This is a genomic window from Bradyrhizobium canariense, assembly GCF_900105125.1.
GTDB lineage: Bacteria > Pseudomonadota > Alphaproteobacteria > Rhizobiales > Xanthobacteraceae > Bradyrhizobium > Bradyrhizobium canariense_A.
This window is the reverse complement of record NZ_LT629750.1, coordinates 7,167,845-7,185,670: the sequence shown is the minus strand read 5'-3', so window position 1 is coordinate 7,185,670 and position 17,826 is coordinate 7,167,845. Positions and strand designations below refer to the sequence as shown.

At 59.9% G+C, this 17,826-nt stretch carries 14 protein-coding genes and 1 tRNA gene; 6 read left to right on the top strand and 9 right to left on the bottom strand.

The genetic code is table 11. From position 1 onward, the window contains the following. Positions 1–20 precede the first annotated feature (20 nt). The 3 genes from selB (at position 21) to BLV09_RS33885 (ending at position 2,469) form a co-directional block, all read left to right on the top strand. A complete protein-coding gene (gene selB / locus BLV09_RS33890; RefSeq protein WP_146690522.1) occupies positions 21–2,018 on the top strand; it encodes a selenocysteine-specific translation elongation factor in 1,998 nt (665 codons plus the stop codon). Continuing rightward, a tRNA-Sec gene (locus BLV09_RS37595) sits at positions 1,971–2,066 on the top strand. Before selB ends, BLV09_RS37595 begins: the two co-directional genes overlap by 48 nt. A gap of 22 nt (positions 2,067–2,088) precedes the next feature. Beyond that, positions 2,089–2,469, top strand: a complete 381-nt coding sequence (locus BLV09_RS33885) for a hypothetical protein (protein ID WP_146690521.1) — start codon at positions 2,089–2,091, stop codon at positions 2,467–2,469. Positions 2,470–2,474: 5 nt separating this feature from the next. On the opposite strand, the gene selD is transcribed toward BLV09_RS33885, so the two are convergent. From selD to fdnG, 5 genes are all read right to left on the bottom strand, one after another. Beyond that, a complete protein-coding gene (gene selD / locus BLV09_RS33880; RefSeq protein WP_146690520.1) occupies positions 2,475–3,521 on the bottom strand; it encodes a selenide, water dikinase SelD in 1,047 nt (348 codons plus the stop codon). 219 nt (positions 3,522–3,740) lie between these two features. Next, the gene (gene fdhE / locus BLV09_RS33875) at positions 3,741–4,670 is read right to left on the bottom strand and encodes a formate dehydrogenase accessory protein FdhE (RefSeq protein WP_146690519.1); all 930 of its coding nucleotides are present in this window, start codon (positions 4,668–4,670) and stop codon (positions 3,741–3,743) included. Continuing rightward, positions 4,667–5,347: a formate dehydrogenase subunit gamma gene (locus BLV09_RS33870; RefSeq protein WP_146690518.1), complete on the bottom strand. Its 681-nt coding sequence runs from the start codon at positions 5,345–5,347 to the stop codon at positions 4,667–4,669. The genes fdhE and BLV09_RS33870 overlap by 4 nt, the downstream gene beginning before the upstream one ends. Next, positions 5,344–6,255, bottom strand: coding sequence for a formate dehydrogenase subunit beta (gene fdxH / locus BLV09_RS33865; protein ID WP_146690517.1), 912 nt, complete (start codon positions 6,253–6,255; stop codon positions 5,344–5,346). The genes BLV09_RS33870 and fdxH overlap by 4 nt, the downstream gene beginning before the upstream one ends. A gap of 12 nt (positions 6,256–6,267) precedes the next feature. Continuing rightward, entirely contained in the window at positions 6,268–9,339 is a 3,072-nt protein-coding gene (fdnG, locus tag BLV09_RS33860) for a formate dehydrogenase-N subunit alpha (protein ID WP_146690516.1), read from the bottom strand. 386 nt (positions 9,340–9,725) lie between these two features. On the opposite strand from fdnG, the gene BLV09_RS33855 reads away from it, so the two are divergent. Continuing rightward, positions 9,726–10,505 (top strand): SDR family oxidoreductase, encoded by a 780-nt coding sequence (locus tag BLV09_RS33855; RefSeq protein WP_146690515.1) that lies wholly within the window; start codon positions 9,726–9,728, stop codon positions 10,503–10,505. Between the two features lie 186 nt (positions 10,506–10,691). Then, positions 10,692–12,467 (top strand): ABC transporter ATP-binding protein, encoded by a 1,776-nt coding sequence (locus BLV09_RS33850; RefSeq protein WP_244548886.1) that lies wholly within the window; start codon positions 10,692–10,694, stop codon positions 12,465–12,467. Positions 12,468–12,587: 120 nt separating this feature from the next. Here BLV09_RS33850 and BLV09_RS33845 read toward each other — a convergent pair whose 3' ends face one another. Then, positions 12,588–12,809, bottom strand: a complete 222-nt coding sequence (locus tag BLV09_RS33845; protein ID WP_174556580.1) for a hypothetical protein — start codon at positions 12,807–12,809, stop codon at positions 12,588–12,590. 406 nt (positions 12,810–13,215) lie between these two features. Here BLV09_RS33845 and BLV09_RS33840 point away from each other — a divergent pair, with 406 nt between their 5' ends. Further along, entirely contained in the window at positions 13,216–14,946 is a 1,731-nt protein-coding gene (locus BLV09_RS33840) for an MOSC and FAD-binding oxidoreductase domain-containing protein (protein WP_146690513.1), read from the top strand. Positions 14,947–14,965: 19 nt separating this feature from the next. Here BLV09_RS33840 and BLV09_RS33835 read toward each other — a convergent pair whose 3' ends face one another. The 3 genes from BLV09_RS33835 to BLV09_RS33825 all read right to left on the bottom strand — a co-directional run bounded on the left by BLV09_RS33835 (position 14,966) and on the right by BLV09_RS33825 (position 17,479). After that, a complete protein-coding gene (locus tag BLV09_RS33835; protein ID WP_100387553.1) occupies positions 14,966–15,211 on the bottom strand; it encodes a DUF2798 domain-containing protein in 246 nt (81 codons plus the stop codon). 131 nt (positions 15,212–15,342) lie between these two features. Next, positions 15,343–16,740, bottom strand: coding sequence for an FAD-dependent oxidoreductase (locus BLV09_RS33830; protein WP_146690512.1), 1,398 nt, complete (start codon positions 16,738–16,740; stop codon positions 15,343–15,345). Between the two features lie 52 nt (positions 16,741–16,792). Next, entirely contained in the window at positions 16,793–17,479 is a 687-nt protein-coding gene (locus BLV09_RS33825; protein ID WP_146690511.1) for a haloacid dehalogenase type II, read from the bottom strand. Between the last annotated feature and the right edge of the window lie 347 nt (positions 17,480–17,826).

The following is a 17,826-nucleotide window of genomic DNA, read 5'->3' as shown; positions in this document are numbered from 1 at the left end:
ATTCGCGACGGAAGCGCCCGATGATTATCGGTACCGCCGGCCATATCGACCACGGCAAGACCGCGCTGGTCAAAGCCCTGACCGGCGTTGATGGGGATCGGCTGAAAGAAGAGAAAGCGCGCGGCATCACCATCGATCTCGGCTTCGCCTATTTGCCTTTCGCGGATAACAAGACGCTCGGTTTCATCGATGTTCCCGGTCACGAGCGCTTCGTCCACACCATGCTGGCCGGTGCGAGCGGAATCGATTTCGCGCTGCTCGTGGTCGCGGCCGATGACGGCGTCATGCCTCAGACGCTGGAGCATCTGGCGATCATCGATCTGCTCGGCATCAGGCGCGGCCTTGTCGCACTGACCAAGGCCGATATCGTCTCGCCGGAGCGCGTGGCCGATGTGGCCGCTCAAATCAGTCGGGCGAGCGTTGGAACGATGCTCGAGGGCGCGGAAATTCTACCGGTCTCGGCACTGACAGGTCAGGGCATCGATACGTTGCGCATGCGGCTGGAGGCGGCTGCGGATAAAATAATCGATCGCTCCGCCGAGGCCCGTTTTCGTCTGGCCATCGATCGTGTGTTCACGCTGCCGGGCGTTGGTGTCGTCGTGACCGGCACCGTTCTGTCCGGCTCGATTCATGTCGGAGACCGCGTGCTGATCAGCCCGTCGGGCCTGTCCGCGCGGGTTCGTTCACTGCACGCTCAAAACAAAGCAGCGGATACCGGACGGGTGGGAGATCGCTGCGCGCTCAATCTGGCCGGCGACGGCATCACGAAAGAGAGCATCCATCGCGGCGATGTGGTGCTCGATCCCGAATTGCATGCGCCAACCGACCGGATTGATGCCCAGTTGCGCTTGCTGCCGAGCGAGACCAAACCGGTGAGGCAATGGTTCCCGGCGCGCCTCCACCACGCCTCGGCCGAAGTGGGCGCCCATATCGTCCTGCTGGGTGACGAACCTCTTCAACCGGGTGCAGCAGCCGATGTCCAAATCGTGCTCGAGCGGCCGATTGCGGCTGCGGTGTCCGATCGCTACGTGATCCGTGACGTCTCTGCTCAACGCACAATCGGCGGAGGTCAGTTCATCGATCTGCGCCCGCCGGCCCGGAAACGGCGAACGCCGGAGCGTCGGGCGCAGCGCGCCGCTCACGCGCTCGCCGACCCGCTGTCCGCCTTTCAAGCCCTGCTGGCGACACCGCCCTTTGCATGGGATTTTGGAGTTTTCGCGCTCGATCGCGCTTTACCTGCGATTGAGGCCGCGCGGATATCCGAAACATTGGGACTTGTTCTGTTTGAGCCGGCGACATCGCGGATCGCCATCGCGCCGGATCGCTGGCAAGCCTTCACATCCATGCTTGACCAGCAACTCGCAGCATACCACGCCGAGAATCCCGATCTTCAGGGTATTGGCCGGGAAAAACTGCGGCTGCTGATACAGCCGAGATTGCCCGCGGCAGAGTTCGTCGCTGCAATCCAAAAGATCGCCGCAAGCGGCCAGATCGTTCTCGATGGCTCGTTCGTGCGGCTCGCGACGCACACCGTGCGGCTGACGCCCAAAGACGAGGCGGCCTGGAACATTATCGCGCCGCTGCTCGAAGGCGAAGCACGTTTCCGCCCGCCGCGCGTTCGCGACATCGCGACCACAACTTCATATCCGGAACGCGATGTCCGCCGGCTTCTCAAACTGGCCGGGCGGCTGGGATGGGCGGATGAAGTGGCGCATGATCACTTTTTCCTGCGCCCGACGGTCCACGAAATGGTGACCATCGCAGCCGATGTTGCGGCTCACGCTGAAGATGGAGTCTTCTCCGCCGCGCAGTTTCGCGATCGCGTCGAGAACGGCCGCAAGGTTGCCATCCAGATTCTCGATTTCTTCGACCGCCATGGCATCACCCTGAAACGGGATGACTTGCGCCGCGTCAACAGGCATCGTCTGGACTTGTTTGGACCCTTGGTTCGTGCGTCAAATGACGACAATGGGAGAGAATCGTCCCTGGTGGGGCGTTCGGACTTCAAATCCGAGTGAGGCAGCGAGCCTGTCTCTGGTGGGTTCGACTCCCGCTCTCTTCCGCCAACTGCACATCGCGCGAGTTTCGATGACACCGGCATGCACCACCGATTTCGATGACTGGCTTGTCGAGACTTTTGCTCGCGTCGGCTCGTTCACCATGCTGATCGTTCTGGTCGAGATCGGCGGGACGTCGGTTTCGCTGCTTGCCTCTTCCTATCTTCATGTGATCGGCAACGAGACGAGGTGGGCCGACATGACGGAGTTGTTGTCAGGCTCCAGCGTACCCTGGAACGGCGCAGCCTTCTTTCAGGGCGACAGAGGCGGCTTGATCGATGACACTACCGCAAGGCAACGCCTTCTATCGCTGACACGGCATCTGGAAAAGGACCGCTCGATCCTGACCCATAGCGAGTTTTTCAACGTGCAGGGTCTGCGCCTTAAGATCGAAGAGATCGGCACCCACTGAGCGTTTTAGACGATCTGCACCGCAGGCTCGCCGGCCGTGACGGCGCCTATGATGCTGGCGCGGGGATAACCGGCTGCCTCGATCATCGCGCGGATGGACTCGGCCCGTTCCGCCCTGCAGGCGACAAGCAATCCACCCGAAGTCTGCGGGTCGGTGAGGAGTGCACGCCGCCATGCCGGCAGTTCCGGCAGCAGAAGAACCTGCTCGCCATAGCTTTCCCAGTTTCGTCCGGATGCGCCGGTGATGTAGCCCGTTTCCGCCAGCGCCTCCGCGCGCGCAAGAAATGGAATGCGCGCCTGCTCGATGGTCAAACGCACGCCGCCACCCCGTGCCAGCTCGAGGCCATGACCGAGCAGACCGAAGCCGGTCACATCGGTGATGCCGTGCACGTCGTCATCCTGCGCCAGGACATGTCCGATGCGGTTCAACAGCGTCATCGAAGCGATCATCTCCCCATAGGCATCGTCGGGCAACGCGAGCTTCTTGAAGGCCGCCGAGTAAATCCCGATGCCGATGCCCTTTGTGAGAATGAGCGCATCGCCCGGACGCGCGCCGGAATTCCGGCGAACATTTTCGGGACTGCACAGCCCGATCACCGCAAGACCATAGATCGGCTCGACGGAATCGATCGAGTGCCCTCCGGCGACAGGAATGCCGGCCTCGGCGCAGATCGAAGCGCCGCCTTCCAGAATTTCACTAACGGTCTCTACCGGCAGCTTGCCCAGCGGCATTCCCAAAATAGCGAGCGCCATGATCGGCTTGCCGCCCATCGCGTAAACGTCCGATAACGCATTGGCGGCCGCGATCCGGCCAAAATCGCGCGGGTCGTCGACAACGGGCATGAAGAAGTCAGTGGTGGCGATCACGCACGTCTTGTCATCGATCTGCCAGACAGCCGCGTCGTCTCCGGTCTCGGTGCCGACGAGAAGCTGCGCGTAGGGCATCGCCGCGGGTTGATTGGCGAGAAGTCGCTGCAACACCGACGGCGCAAGCTTGCAGCCGCAGCCCCCTCCGTGGGCAAGATCGGTCAGGCGGACGGAAGACGTAGACATCGGCAACTTTCTTTCGGTGCACGTGGCCCTGCAGGACCAGTCTATCTCCGAGCATGGCGGACCGGGTCCGGCAATGACAGGAGCGTGATTGGTGGCCCTGTCGAGAGGCGGCAGCATATCATGTGATCTTTGGATCGGGAACGCCGTTGAGCGGGCGGCCGCCTCGACTGCGATACTCGTTACGGTGACGACGCGTAGCTTTGGCGGCGCCGAGGCAGCCTACCCGACCAGCAGCAGCGGATTCGGCGCATGGCGCGACCAGCCTGCTTCGGCAACCAGAACATCCAGCCCTAAAGACGCAAGGTCGTCCGCGAAGGGATCGGCTTTCATGTCCTGCGCCAGATAGATCATCTTCGCGTAAGTGTGGCAGTCGTTGCAGGTCTCGGCCTTGACGATGCCGGCATCGCCTTCGATCCCTTCAAGGGAAACGGTGCGTGACTCGCCGCAGGTGATGCATACCGTCCGGACATGGTTCCACGCCGTGGAGCACAGCGAGCAATAAAGGTAACGCGCGCCGGGCGTTTGTCCGGTCGCCGTCACAAGTCCGGCAATCGGCGTCGACCCGCAACCCGGGCACAGGCCGCGCTGCGGCAGCAATCGAAGCGCCGATGCAGGCAGGCTTGCGGCCATGCGGGTAAAATAAACCTGGAGCGCCGCCGCGACATACAATACGGGACCGGCGTCGGCAGCTTCGACATTGCCGTGAAGAAATTCATCGGCCAGGTTTTCGATCGCGACGGCACCGCGCGCACGCAACTGGGCGACGACCGCTTGCACCTGCGGCGGCATCGAGCCGTTGTCAAAATGATCGAGAAGCACCGCGAGTCCATCGCGCCAGGCGGGGTCTCTGCGATGTCCGTCCGCGGCGAGCGGAGGCATGCGTGCATCGACCGCCTGCTCGACAACGGACTGTTCGAGACCGGCGAGAGGCGAAAGTGTGGTAACCGCCGCGTGCTGGCCGTGAGCCAGCTTCGCCATGAAGCGCAGCCAGTCTTCCATCGGATGGCCAATGGCCAACGTTTCCAGCCGTGTCGCGGTGTCGGAAAATCGCTTGCCGGGATTGGGCAGGATCAGCGCGTCCGGCGCTTTCACGCCCCCCAGTGCGCTTCCTGTCCACTTTCCCTGTGGCGCGAACCCGCCCTGTTTCACGAATTCTTCCTCATCGGCGCAGCATCGGTGTTCGGCACCGGACCCCGCGATCCGATTTCGACCAACTGCCGAAACCATTTGCGATGGTGCCGGTAGGCCCAACCCGGCGTTGCATAGCCATGCATCATCGCCCGCATCGAGCCTCTGATCCAGATACCGGAGTAAACATGGATGATCCACACGATAATGGCTCCGATGGCCGCCAGACTATGAATCAGCAAGGCGATCCGCTGCTGTTCGATTGTCGTGTAGGATGAAAAATAGACTTCCCATATGACAAGACCGGTGAAGAAAAGCACCGGTACCAGGAGAGCCATGGCCCAGAACACAAACTTCTGGCCGGCGTTGAAACGCGCCACTTCCGGAACCCCCTCTTCCTCATTGACGAGAACGTGGGCGATGGCCTTGCTCCACGCGAGATCGTCACGCGTCCATAGTTCGTCGCGCCAGAACTGAATGATGAGACCGGTATAACTGACCAACAGTACCGTTCCGATCCAGGGATGAACGGCGCGCGTCCATTGGCCGCCACCGAACAATGCCGAAAGAAAGAACAGCATCGGGTGGAACATCGAAAGCCCGGACAACACCAGAAGCACAAAACAGCCGCCGGTGATCCAGTGGTTGATCCGGCTCGCGGCTGAATAACGGATGATGGTTCCCTTGGGATATGTCATGGCGGTCCATCCGCTGAATGCAACAGGCGCTGCGCTTCGGCTTCGTCCTCGGGCTGTACTTCGTTCGGTCCGGCTGTGATCCAGTGGAAGAAACCGGCGAGAGCCGTAAACGCGAGACCCGCCAGCGCCACCGGTTTGATGATGCCCTTCCAGAATTCGACGAAAGCACTGATGCGCGGCTTGTCGGGAAGACCCGCATAGATCGACGGCTTGTCCGCGTGGTGCAGGACATACATGACATGCGTGCCGCTCACGCCCGGCGGATCATAGAGCCCGGCATTCTCGAAACCGCGGGATTTGAGATCCTTGATCCGTTCTCCGGCCCAATCGGTCATATCGCTCTTGGTGCCGAACATGATCGCGCCGGTCGGACAAGCCTTGACGCAAGCCGGCTCGAGACCAACGCCGACCCGGTCCGAGCACAGGGTGCATTTGTAGGATTTGTGATCCACCGGATTGATGCGGGGAATATCGAACGGGCAACCCTTCACGCAGTAACCGCAGCCGATGCAATTGTCGCTGACGAAATCGACAATGCCGTTGGCGTATTGCACGATCGCGCCGGGAGCCGGACAGGCCTTCAGGCAACCAGGGTCCTCGCAGTGCATGCAGCCGTCTTTGCGGATCAGCCATTCGAGGTTGCCCTTTTCGTCCTCCCATTCGGTGAATCGCATCAGCGTCCACACGCTCGGGCTCAAGTCCATCGGGTTATCGTAGGAGCCTTCGAAGTACCCGATCTCCGGCCGCAGATTGTTCCACTCCATGCAGGCGGACTGGCACGCCTTGCAGCCGATGCAGCGGCTGACATCGATGAGCTTGGCGACTTCCTGTTCGTGATTGCGGACCGACGGCGGCGTCAGCGTCGACGCCGAGCGCCGTATGTAGTCCTGCGATTGGAGATCCGCCATTTGACTGCTCCTTCAAGCCACGGGGGCGCTCGTCGCTTCGACATTGACCAGGAACGCCTTGAACTCCGGCGTTTGCGTATTGGCGTCTCCCACGGACGGGGTCAGCGTGTTGGCGCCATATCCCTTCCGCGCCTGACCGGTAAAACCCCAATGCAGGGGCACGCCGATCACATGTGTGGAATTGCCATTCACTGCCATGGGACGGATGCGCTTGGTGACGTAGGCCTTGCACACCACAAAGCCGCGCTTCGACGAGACACGCACCCAGCCGCCTTGGGCAATCCCCTTCTCCTTTGCCAGGACTTCGCCGATCTCGACGAATTCCTCCGGCTGCAGGATCGCGTTGATCAGGGCATGCTTGGTCCAGAAGTGAAAATGTTCGGTCAGCCGGTAAGTGGTCGCCACGTAAGGATAATCGGCCGCTTTGCCGAATGCAGCCATGTCGTCGGCGAAGACGCGCGCGGCCGGATTAGAGCGAACCTTCGGATGCAGGACATTCTCCGATGGCGATTCGAACGGTTCGTAATGCTCGGGAAATGGCCCCTCCACCATCAGATCGCGAGCGAACAGCCGCCCGAGGCCCTCGGCGTTCATGATGAAAGGACCGACTGCATCGGACGGCTTCGTCGTTGGCGTATAGTCAGGCACGTCGAGGCCGGTCCACTCGGTGCCATTCCATTCGATGATCGGCTTCTTCGGATTCCAGGCCTTGCCCTCGAGATCGGCGCTGGCGCGATTGTAGAGAATTCGCCGGTTGGCCGGCCATGCCCAGGCCCAGTTCGGCGCGATGCCCTGCTCGCGCGGATCGGTCGCGTCACGCCGCGCCATCTGGTTACCCTTCTCGGTATAGCAGCCCGAGAAGATCCAGCAGCCGGATGTGGTCGTGCCGTCATCCCGCAACTGGGCAAAGCCATCGAGCAGCTTCCCGGCATGCACTGTCACCGCACCGGTTGCGTCCTTGAGATCGACCAGCGCCCGGCCGTTCATATCCTTGGCCAGTTCTTCCGGATTGGGATCGGTCGGGTCGGTGTAATCCCAGGTCAGATTCAGGATCGGATCGGGGAACGCACCACCTTCCTTGCGATACAGTTCGCGCATCCGGTGGAAGATTCCGCTCATGATCCAGATGTCGGACTGCGCCTCACCCGGCCCGTCAGCCGCCTTCCAGTGCCATTGCAGCCAGCGGGATGAATTGACCAGCGAGCCGTTCTCCTCGGCAAAGCACGTCGTCGGCAATTGGAAGACTTCGGTCTGAACGCGGGCCGGATCGGATGGATTTTGCGGACCGAAATCTTCCCAGAAGCGCGAAGTTTCCGTATCCAGCGGATCCATGGTGACCAGGAACTTCAGCTTCCCGAGCGCACGGCGGATCTTTCCTCGGTCGGGAAAGGCCTGCAACGGGTTGAAGCCCTGACAGATGTAGCCGTTCATCTCACCTTTATCCATCATCTCGAACGCCTTGATGATGTCGTAGAGCGGGATATCGAGCTTCGGCAGCAAGTCGTAGGCCCAGTCGTTGTCCGCCCGCGCGGCGTCGCCATAAATCGCCTTCTGGAAACTGACGAAGAACTTGCGGGTGTTCTGATAATAGCTGATCTGGCCCGGACGTAGCGGCTTGAACTGCCGCGTTTGCATGTACTCGTCGAATGTCTCCTCCTTGTCGGTCGGCAAGTTCATGTATCCGGGCATCTGGTTCGACAGCAGGCCGACGTCGGTCAGTCCCTGGATGTTCGAATGGCCGCGCAGGGCGTTCATCCCGCCGCCGGCCACGCCGATGTTGCCGAGCAGCAATTGGACCATCGCCATCGTACGGATGTTCTGAGAGCCGACCGAATGTTGCGTCCAGCCAAGTGCGAACAGGCTCGTCATCGCCTTGTCGGGCGCTGCCGTCGTGGCGATCATTTCGCAAACCTGCAGATATTTGTCCTGCGGCGTGCCGCAGATGCGCGACACCATTTCGGGCGTATACCGCTCGACATGCGTGCGCAGCAGGTTGATGACGCAACGCGGGTTCTGCCAGGTGTCGTCTACCTTGGCAAAACCCTGCTCATCGAGTTCGTAGTCCCAGCTCGATTTGTCGTAGCTGCGGCTTTCCTCGTTGTAGCCGCTGAACAGCCCGTCGACGAAGCCGAACTCCTCCTTCACGATCAGCCCGGCATTGGTGTAGGCCCGCACGTATTCGTGCTGGATCGCATCCTTTTCCAGCAGATAGCGGATCACTCCGCTAAGAAACGCGATATCCGTTCCGGGTCGTATCGGCGCGTACATGTCGGCGACCGAAGCGGTGCGCGTGAAACGCGGATCGATCACTACCAGCTTGGCGGCATTTTCGATCTTCGCCTCAATCACCCATTTGAAGCCACATGGATGCGCTTCGGCGGCATTGCCGCCCATGACGACGACCACATTGGCATTCTTGATGTCCTGCCAGGTGTTGGTCATTGCACCGCGACCGAATGATGGGGCCAAACTGGCCACCGTCGGTCCGTGTCAGACACGCGCCTGGTTGTCGAACACCACCATGCCGAGCGAGCGCACGACCTTCCAGGTCGCATAGGACGTTTCGGTGGAAGAGGCGGACGCCGCCAGCATGCCTGTGCTGATCCATCGATTGACCGTGGTACCGGCCTTGTCCTTGGCGATGAAATTCTTGTCGCGATCGTCCTTCATCAGCCGCGCGATGCGGTCGAGCGCGAAATCCCAGGAGACTTCCTTGAATTCGTTGCTTCCGGGCGCACGGTGCCGCGGAGCCGTGAGCCGGGTCGGCGCATGGACGACATCGAGCAACGCGGAGCCTTTGGGGCATAGCGTCCCGCGATTGACCGGATGGTCCGGATCGCCCTCAATGTGGATGATGTTGGACCGGGCGTTCTTCGCACGGTCGCCCATGCTGTAGATGAGAATGCCGCAGGCGACGGAGCAATAAGTGCAGGTGTTGCGGGTCTCGGTCGTCGCGGTCAGCTTGAATGGCCGAACCGCGGCGGCAAGCGCCTCACCGGCGTAGCCAAATCCGAGAGCACCAAGGCTGGACGCCGCCAGTCCTGCCCCCGTGAGTTTAATGAAGCCTCGACGAGTCAGGTTCATCATCATGCTCCCGTGAACTTTGGCGAGAGGGCGGGCAATTCACGCACCCGCCCACAATGATAATAAGTTAGGCGTTTGACGCCACAAGGAGAATTTCGACTAAACCGCCGCGACGCAATAACATATCCGTGCCCTTTCATGACGGCGCCGCTCCCCAGACCCCAGATAGATAGGGCACAGGAAGCGTGTCGAGCAGGTCCAGTGATACGAGAGGCTGAAAGTGCCCGCCAAACAACCTAAACGGCGTGGCTCCATCGCGTCTTGCGCCCGTCTGCCGCCAGAGCCGCCAACCAGGCGACCGTAGCGCATTTCAGAATGTCGTAATATCGACAATTGGCTTACAAGGTGAGCACCGCAATAAACCCGCATGGCCGAGGTAGCCCAAAATGGACTTGAATATAAAAGATAAGGTTGCCCTTGTGACGGGGGGCAGCAAGGGTATCGGGCTCGCTGTTGCGCGGGCCCTGGCAAAATCGGGGGCGACGGTTGCTATCCTTGCGAGAGGAGCAGAAACCTTGCAGACCGCTCGAGCGTCGCTGGTGGGCGAAGGTCTCAACGTACGCGATTACGTCTGCGATGTTTCAAAGGCCTCTGAAATCAAGACGGCTTTCGACAAAGTCATTTCTGACTTTGGAAAGGTCGATATTCTGGTCAACAACGCCGGGACATCTCGGGCAATGGCCTTCGAGACGGTCACCGACGAGATTTGGCAGGCGGACCTCGACCTCAAACTGTTCGCCGCGATACGAATGAGCAGGTTGGTTTGGCCTGGAATGAAAGAGCGAAAATGGGGTCGGATTATTAACGTGCTCAACACGGCCGCCAAGGCACCCCCGGCGGCCTCAGCGCCAACCTCAGTGTCGCGCGCTGCAGGAATGGCACTGACCAAGGTGCTGGCTGGCGAGGGTGGCGAGCACAATATTCTTGTCAATGCCCTGCTTGTTGGCCTCATTGTCAGCGATCAATGGGTGAAGAGGCATGCCGCGACGGCACCCAATATCGAATTCAGCGACTTCACGCGCAATCTCGCCAAGGGTGTTCCACTCGGTCGGATGGGAACGACCGAAGAATTTGCGAATCTGGCCTGCTTCCTTGCGTCCGATCTCGGTTCCTACATCACCGGCACCGCAATCAACGTCGATGGAGGCCGTTCGCCGGTCGTATGACGCGCCACTCTACAAATTCATTCGATTGCAACGGTCAAAGGAATTCCCTGGATGCCGCGGCAATATAGCAATGGCGGTCGAGACACCCGGCGCCCCTCAGGCTCAGCGCCTATCGGCTCCCCGACACCGAGCGGATCTCTCAAGGAGCGCGTGGGAGCCTTAAAAAATCTACGCCCTTTCCTGACCATGGTCTGGCGCACAAGCCGCCGACTAACAGCGGGGTCGCTCGTGCTGCGGCTGATACGGGCGGTAATGCCTGTCATCACCCTGTTCGTCGGCAAGCTCATCATTGATAATGTTGTGACGCTTGTGCAGGCACCGCATAAGCCCGAAACGATTTGGCTGTGGCTCAGCAGCGGCCTGTTGAACCGGCTGATCCTGCTGTTTCTTTGCGAATTTGCACTGGCCGTTCTGGCGGACATTCTTGGGCGCGTTGTCTCATTGATCGACAGCCTGCTCTCGGAGCGCGTGACCAACGCTTCGAGCGTGCGGCTGATGGAACATGCCGCGAAGCTCGACCTGGAGGACTTTGAGGACTCCGAATTTCAGGATCAGCTGGAGCGCGCGCGACGACAAACCAGCGGAAGAATGACGCTGATGGGACAATTGTTCGGGCAGGCACAGGATATCGTCACTGTGGCAAGCTTTGCCGCCGGTCTGATTTTCTATGCGCCCTGGCTGATCGCCCTGCTCTTTCTGGCTTTGGTCCCGGCATTTATCGGAGAGGCTCACTTCAACGCCCAAAGCTATTCGCTCGATTTCGTCCGCACGCCAGAGCGCCGCGAACTTGACTACGTGCGGCAGACAGCGGCCAGCGTTGAAACCGCAAAGGAAGTGAAAATCTTCGGCCTCAACGGATTCCTGATCGATCGATACATCCGTCTTGCGACCGCCTTTTACGCAGCAAATCGCCGGCTTGCGCTGCGGCGCGCCGGCTGGGGCGGCCTGTTCACGGCGATTGGAACCGTCGGGTATTATCTTGCCTATGCCTACATCACGTGGCGCACGCTGACGGGAGAGTTTTCGATCGGTGACCTGACCTTCCTTGCGGGTTCGTTCCGGCGCTTGCGGACGCTTCTTGAAGGCCTTCTGACCAGTTTCTCAAGCACAGCCAGCCAGGCGCTCTATCTCAACGATCTGTTTTCATTCTTCGAGGTGCAACCGGAAATTCTGTCGCCGGCAAACCCACGACTATTTCCAAATCCGATTGAGCGCGGCTTTGAGTTTCAAAACGTCGGGTTTCGCTACCCTGGTTCGGAACGGTGGGCCGTACGCCATCTGAGCTTCATCCTTCACGCCGGCGAAGTACTCGCATTGGTGGGAGAAAATGGCGCCGGAAAGACGACCCTGGTGAAGCTTCTGACGCGGCTTTATGACCCGGTCGAAGGCCGCATCCTGCTCGACGGGCATGACCTGCGCGAGTACGACCTGGAGACATTACGTGGAAGCATGGGCGTCATTTTCCAGGATTTTGTCCGCTACAATCTGAGCGCCGGCGATAATATCGCGGTTGGAAAGATAGAAGCGCGCGATAATCAGACTCGCATAGAGCGCGCAGCCAGGCGCAGTCAGGCCGACGAAGTGATTGCCAGGTTGCCGGGCGGCTATCAACAGATGATCGGCAAACGGTTCAAGGACGGCGTGGAGTTGTCCGGCGGAGAATGGCAGAAGATTGCCATCGCACGCGCCTATATGCGCGAAGCCGCAGTGTTGATCCTTGACGAGCCGACTGCTGCATTGGACGCCCGTTCCGAATTTGAAGTATTTCAGCGTTTCAAGGAACTCAGTTCCGGAAAATCAGCCATCCTGATCTCTCACCGCTTTTCCAGCGTGCGTATGGCTGATCGCATTCTTGTTCTCGCCGAGGGCCGCATCGAAGCAGCTGGCACCCATGACGAGCTATTGGCACAGTCTGGTCGCTATTCAGAACTCTTTGAACTGCAGGCTGCAGGATATCGGTAACTCGACTTGAACAGGCTCTCATTCTTGCATCTACCGCAGCCTCCCGGCACCTGGTTGAAACGCAACCCGTGGATCAAATTCCATCGGCGGCGACCGGGTTTCTGCACTGATCCTTTCGGCCTACGCCGCGACAGCCATCCCGTCCCATCTCTCTTGGACCAGTTTCGGCCTGCTACCCATCGAAAAATAGGACTCAAGCTCGAAGATCGCCAACTGCTCCCATCGCTCTGCCTGCCCTAAAAGAGAATGGCTTTGGAGCGGACGAAACGCCGCGGTTTGGCGATAGAGCGAAGCAATTGCACGGTACCTGCGCACGTTTTCCAGCACGGCTTTCCCACTCATGATCATTCCCCGTCCGTTGATCCCCGGCCGAATGTGGCGCGGACAATTTTCCAATTCGTTAGCGGGCACGACCGAGATGTCGAATGGTTTCCGGATTATTGCGCTTTGCGGATCGCGCGCCTGAAGGCACACGAAATTGGGAACAAAAGCTCAGATGTAAAATAGGCCGCAGGAGCTTAACCCCCGCGAACGTGCAGCGAGCCTTTCGGACATCCCTCCGTCCAGCGGTGAGAAGTTCTTGGCAGACGTTCTCGAAGGGCTCACGAGGCTACTGCGAGCAATTCCGGCGCAATGCCGGGAGCTGGTCAGCGATCAAGGAATAGACGGATTCCGATGGCTTGTTTACGATCTACCCGGCCGCGGAAGGCGCCGCGTCACTGGTTGCGTAGCCGGAAAGGAGCTTAGCATGGGCACCGTAGTTTCGGTTAACGTCGGGTTGCCTCGCGACGTGCAATGGCGCGGCAGGATCGTACGGACCGCAATATGGAAGACACCCGTTGCGGGCCGTGTCTTCGCCCGCCGGCTGAATCTCGATGGGGACGGTCAGGCTGACTTGTCCGGCCACGGAGGCGAACAGCGGGCGTTGATGGTCTACCAAATGGATTCCTATCGCTATTGGGAGAGGGTCCTCGGTCGTTCGGACTTCGTGCATGGACAGTTCGGTGAAAACCTGACCGTCGAGGGTCTTTCCGATTCCGAAGTCTGCATCGGCGACCGCTACCGGATCGGCGGCGCGGTCTTCGAGATCTCACAGCCCCGCGTCACCTGCTACAGGCTCGGCATACGAATGGATCATCCGCAGATGCCTGCGATGGTTGTCGCGCATCGCAGGCCCGGCTTTTATTTCCGCGTTATCCAGGAAGGCTCCATCGGCGCCGGCGATACGATCGAGAAACTGGTCACCGGCCCCGAGCGCATGACGGTCGCTGAGATCGATGCCCTGCTCTACACGTCCGACCACCCCGTCGCGGATCTACACAGGGCGATGAAAATCGCCGCCCTCAGCCCGGGCTGGCGTTGGTCGATCAACGCCCTGCTCGATGCGGCGGAAAAGGGTGGCGTAGGTAATGCCGGGCTCGCGCCATCGACTGCATCAGAGCCACTGTGGCAAGGTTTCAGATCGCTTGAGGTGACCGCCCTTAAACGGGAAAGCGACGACGTCCGGTCGATCGAGTTCGCATCATCTGACGGAACGGCCCTGCCCGCCCCTCTTCCAGGTCAGCACCTCGTCGTGAAGCTCGTGATCGACGGACGGAAGGTCTTGCGAAACTACTCGCTCATTGGGGGCGCACCCGGCAGATTCCGCATCGCCGTGAAACGCGAACCCAGGGGCATCGCGAGTACCTTCATCCACGATCGGCTCAGGACGGCGGATAAGATCGACGTAAGCGCGCCCCGCGGGACATTCGTGATGGCGGACGGAACCGCTCCGGTCGTATTCGTCAGTGGGGGTATCGGCATTACGCCCGTGCTCGCGATGCTGAGAAGCATGGAATCCTCGCCTGACCGCAGCGTATTCTGGTTTCACGTCGCGCGCGATGCCTCACACCATCCCTTTGCAAACGAAGTGCGTGAACTTCTGGCGAAGCTGCCGCACGGAAATGGATGTGTTGCCTATAGCCGACCCGCCGACGATCTGCGGCTGGGAATCGATTACGATGTAAAGGGCCGGCTGGGGGTCGATGTGCTTCAAACGCACGGCGTGCCGTCAACCGCTGAATTTTATCTATGCGGGCCGGCCGGCTTCATGCAGGACATCGGAGCTGGTCTCAAAAGATGGGGAGTTGCTCCCAAACAAATTCACAGCGAAGCCTTCAACGCCGGCCCGACCTCGGCCGATACCCGAGCGGTCCCGCCGCACCTGCCGGCGACCCGAGGCTCCGGTCCCAAGGTGAACTTCACGCGCAGCGGCATCACCGCGCAATGGGATCTCAGCTACGGCAGCCTTCTCGAACTGGCTGAGGCCTGCTCAGTCCCGGTGCGCTGGTCGTGCCGCACGGGCGTCTGCCACAATTGCGAAAGTGGCCTCATCGAGGGGAGGCTTCGGTATCAGCCGGAGCCGATCGATCCGCCGCCCGAGGGACGCGCCCTCATATGCTGTGCGATGCCGCTCTCGGAAGTTTCGCTCGATCTATAATCAAAGGTACATGCCGAGATTAGCCACGACTCGCAGCGTCCGGGCGAGTCATGAGGTTTGACAGACGCAAAATCGCGGGTGCCGCTGCGATCACCACTGGAAGCATAATGATCCACGCCACCGCCCATGACCGCAGCCAATGTCCGAGAAATCCTCCTGCCCAGATGAGATTGAAGCTCGCGATAGCGGCAGCAATCAAACTGGTCAGAGCCGACTGTATGGCGGCAAACAAAAAATGCGCATAACGGCGGGGCGGCCTCGACATGAACTGCGATCCTTAAAGCTCGAGCAAGCCGAAAATTGTCGGAACGAGTTCCGAGACAGTCGGGTGAACAGGCACGGCACATGTGAATGCCGCTACTGACCGCGATCTCCTTCGGCATGCTTCAGATCCGATCACGCCGCCCGTGGCGGCACTTTTCCGAAAAGAGGGCCGAAGCCTTCCGCAATAGTGAGGTGCGTGATGACAGCGTCACGCAGCTTCGTATAAGGAAGCTCGGCGAGCATAGCGGTCTGGATCGCTGCCATGACCTCACCGGCCTCGGAACCGATCATGGTGAAGCCAAGGATGCGATCGTCGTTGGCGCTAACCACCACCTTCATGAAGCCTTGAGTCTCGTCGGTCGCCTCTGTGCGCAAAACGTTGTTCATCGGCAGCTTGGCGACCCTCACCGGGATTCCCTTGCGCTGCGCTTCGCCCACGGACAGGCCCGCGCGAGCGAGGGGCGGATCGGTGAACATGACATACGGAATCAGCCGATCGTCGGTTCTGCGATCACCACCGGCCATGTTGTCCCTGACGATCCTGAAGTCGTCCACGGAAACATGCGTGAACTGCGGGCTGCCGGCGCACTCGCCGAGCGCCCACACCCCCGGCGCCGTGGTTTCCAGCCGTTCGTTAACTTGAACGTATCCACGAGCATCAAGCGCCACGCCAGCCTTGTCGAGGCCAATATCGCTCGTGTTTGGGATGCGTCCCACGGCCACAAGCAGATCGTTGCCTTCGACCTTGTGCTCGCCCGTCGCCGTCTGCACCGTAAGGGTGATCCCGTCTCCGGAGAGGCCATAAACGCAGACCGGCTGAGCATCGAGCAAGACCTCGATGCCCTCGGCGGTCAGGATACCCAGAACCTCTTCTGCGACATCGGCATCCTCTCGGCCCATTAGTTGCCGACTAGGCTCGATCATTGTCACCCGGCTCCCGAACCGGCGGTACGCCTGCGCCATTTCGATTCCGACATAGCCTCCGCCCAGCACAATCAGGTGCGACGGCTGATAGTCGAGCTCCAACGCCTCGATGTGCGTGAGTGCGCGGGCGGCTTCAAGGCCCGGAATATCGGGAATCGCCGCGTGCGTGCCAACATTGATCACGACCTCATTGCCGATGAGCACACGGGTGCCGCCACCGTTCAGGACAACCTCGACCATCTTTGGGCCCGTGAAGCGACCGCTGCCCATAATGAGCTCGGCCCCGCTGCTTTTGTATGCGCCCAGGTGGAAGTCGACATCGCGATCAATCATGTCCTGTTTGCGGCTGCGCACCTTGCGCATGTCGATTTTAACATTGGCCGCCAGTGTGCCAAACTGCGCAGCGTTCTGGACGAGATGGGCGACCCGCGCGCTCCAGAGTTCGTTCTTGGACGGCAGACATGCAACGGCAGGGCACGAGCCGCCAACCCAGCGGCGCTCCACGACGGCAACTTTTTTGCCGGAATGGCCGAGATGCCATGCGAGCAGCTTTCCGCCTTGGCCACTGCCGAGTATTACGACATCGAAGTGTTCAGCCTGAGACATACCTTTACTATTCCCTTTTCCTGGCTTGGCTCGTTGACTGGCGATGTCAGGATTAGCTCCGTCCCCTGTGTCGGGCGATAAGCTGATCGGCAACATCATTCAGGTCATCGCCGACGAACTGTGGCTGAGGACCGACTCCCAAAACATCGTTACCGACCCGCTTGACCAGCGCAGCATTCCAACCGGCCGCCACGGCGCCAAGCGTGTCCCATGTGTGACAGGCGATAAGGCACAGCTGGGAGGGCTCAACACCAAGCTCTTTTTCAACGTAGCCGTAAGCCTGGGGCGATGGTTTGTGGTGCTTCACAGCGTCCACGCTTAATCGCCGCTCGAAGAGATCGACAATCCTGCCATGTTCAAGCTGACGGGTTTGAACTTCGGGCAGATTATTCGTGAAGGTGAACAACCGAAAACCTGCGTCGCGCAGCTTGCGCAGCGCTGCAGGAACTTCCGGATACGGCGGCATCGTCGAAAACCTCTCTGTAAGCTCCTTCTTGTCCGCTTCATCAATTTTGATGCCTTGCGTATCCGCCAGCATCTTCATCACAGCCGAACCGATATCGGTGAATGGGACGTAATGGTCAACCAAAGTCAGGACCACAGAATACATGACGAGGTTGGCGAACCAGAGCCGCATGGCGCCCTTCTCGCCAAATATGCGCTTGAACGTCGGCTCCAATGTTTGAAGATCGAGAAGCGTTTCATTGACATCAAAGACGATCAAAGGAAGGGTGGCCATGTTATCACGCTCCGATTTGTTGCATCTATTCCGGAGGAACTTCGCCCCTGCCAGATCGCTACTCTCCAGGTCGCTACTCTCACGTGACTAATTTTCGTGGATTGTTCCGGTTTGGTTACAGGCAAGCGGAGCTCAGCAAAGAAAAATCTTTGCCTGTCGCATCTCGGGCTGGCTGGATGTGCGGAAGCCGACTACGCCTCATCAAGCCAAGGCGGTTCGTCCTAATTTGACGATCTCTGGTTCCGAGCCTTCGGCTGGACCTAACCCACGCCAGCATTCACAGAATTTTCTCGGAGCGCTTGTAACCTTAAACCTCATTGTTCCGAACTACCGGTTGTAGGGGACAC

Bases quoted from the DNA above. Each gene is read 5' to 3' on its own strand.
- selB (WP_146690522.1), top strand. From the start codon at position 21: ATGATTATCGGTACCGCCGGCCATATCGACCACGGCAAGACCGCGCTG.
- BLV09_RS33885 (WP_146690521.1), top strand. From the start codon at position 2,089: ATGACACCGGCATGCACCACCGATTTCGATGACTGGCTTGTCGAGACT.
- selD (WP_146690520.1), bottom strand. From the start codon at position 3,521: ATGTCTACGTCTTCCGTCCGCCTGACCGATCTTGCCCACGGAGGGGGC.
- BLV09_RS33870 (WP_146690518.1), bottom strand. From the start codon at position 5,347: ATGACATATCCCAAGGGAACCATCATCCGTTATTCAGCCGCGAGCCGG.
- fdxH (WP_146690517.1), bottom strand. From the start codon at position 6,255: ATGGCGGATCTCCAATCGCAGGACTACATACGGCGCTCGGCGTCGACG.
- BLV09_RS33855 (WP_146690515.1), top strand. From the start codon at position 9,726: ATGGACTTGAATATAAAAGATAAGGTTGCCCTTGTGACGGGGGGCAGC.
- BLV09_RS33850 (WP_244548886.1), top strand. From the start codon at position 10,692: ATGGTCTGGCGCACAAGCCGCCGACTAACAGCGGGGTCGCTCGTGCTG.
- BLV09_RS33845 (WP_174556580.1), bottom strand. From the start codon at position 12,809: ATGAGTGGGAAAGCCGTGCTGGAAAACGTGCGCAGGTACCGTGCAATT.
- BLV09_RS33840 (WP_146690513.1), top strand. From the start codon at position 13,216: ATGGGCACCGTAGTTTCGGTTAACGTCGGGTTGCCTCGCGACGTGCAA.
- BLV09_RS33835 (WP_100387553.1), bottom strand. From the start codon at position 15,211: ATGTCGAGGCCGCCCCGCCGTTATGCGCATTTTTTGTTTGCCGCCATA.
- BLV09_RS33830 (WP_146690512.1), bottom strand. From the start codon at position 16,740: ATGTCTCAGGCTGAACACTTCGATGTCGTAATACTCGGCAGTGGCCAA.
- BLV09_RS33825 (WP_146690511.1), bottom strand. From the start codon at position 17,479: ATGGCCACCCTTCCTTTGATCGTCTTTGATGTCAATGAAACGCTTCTC.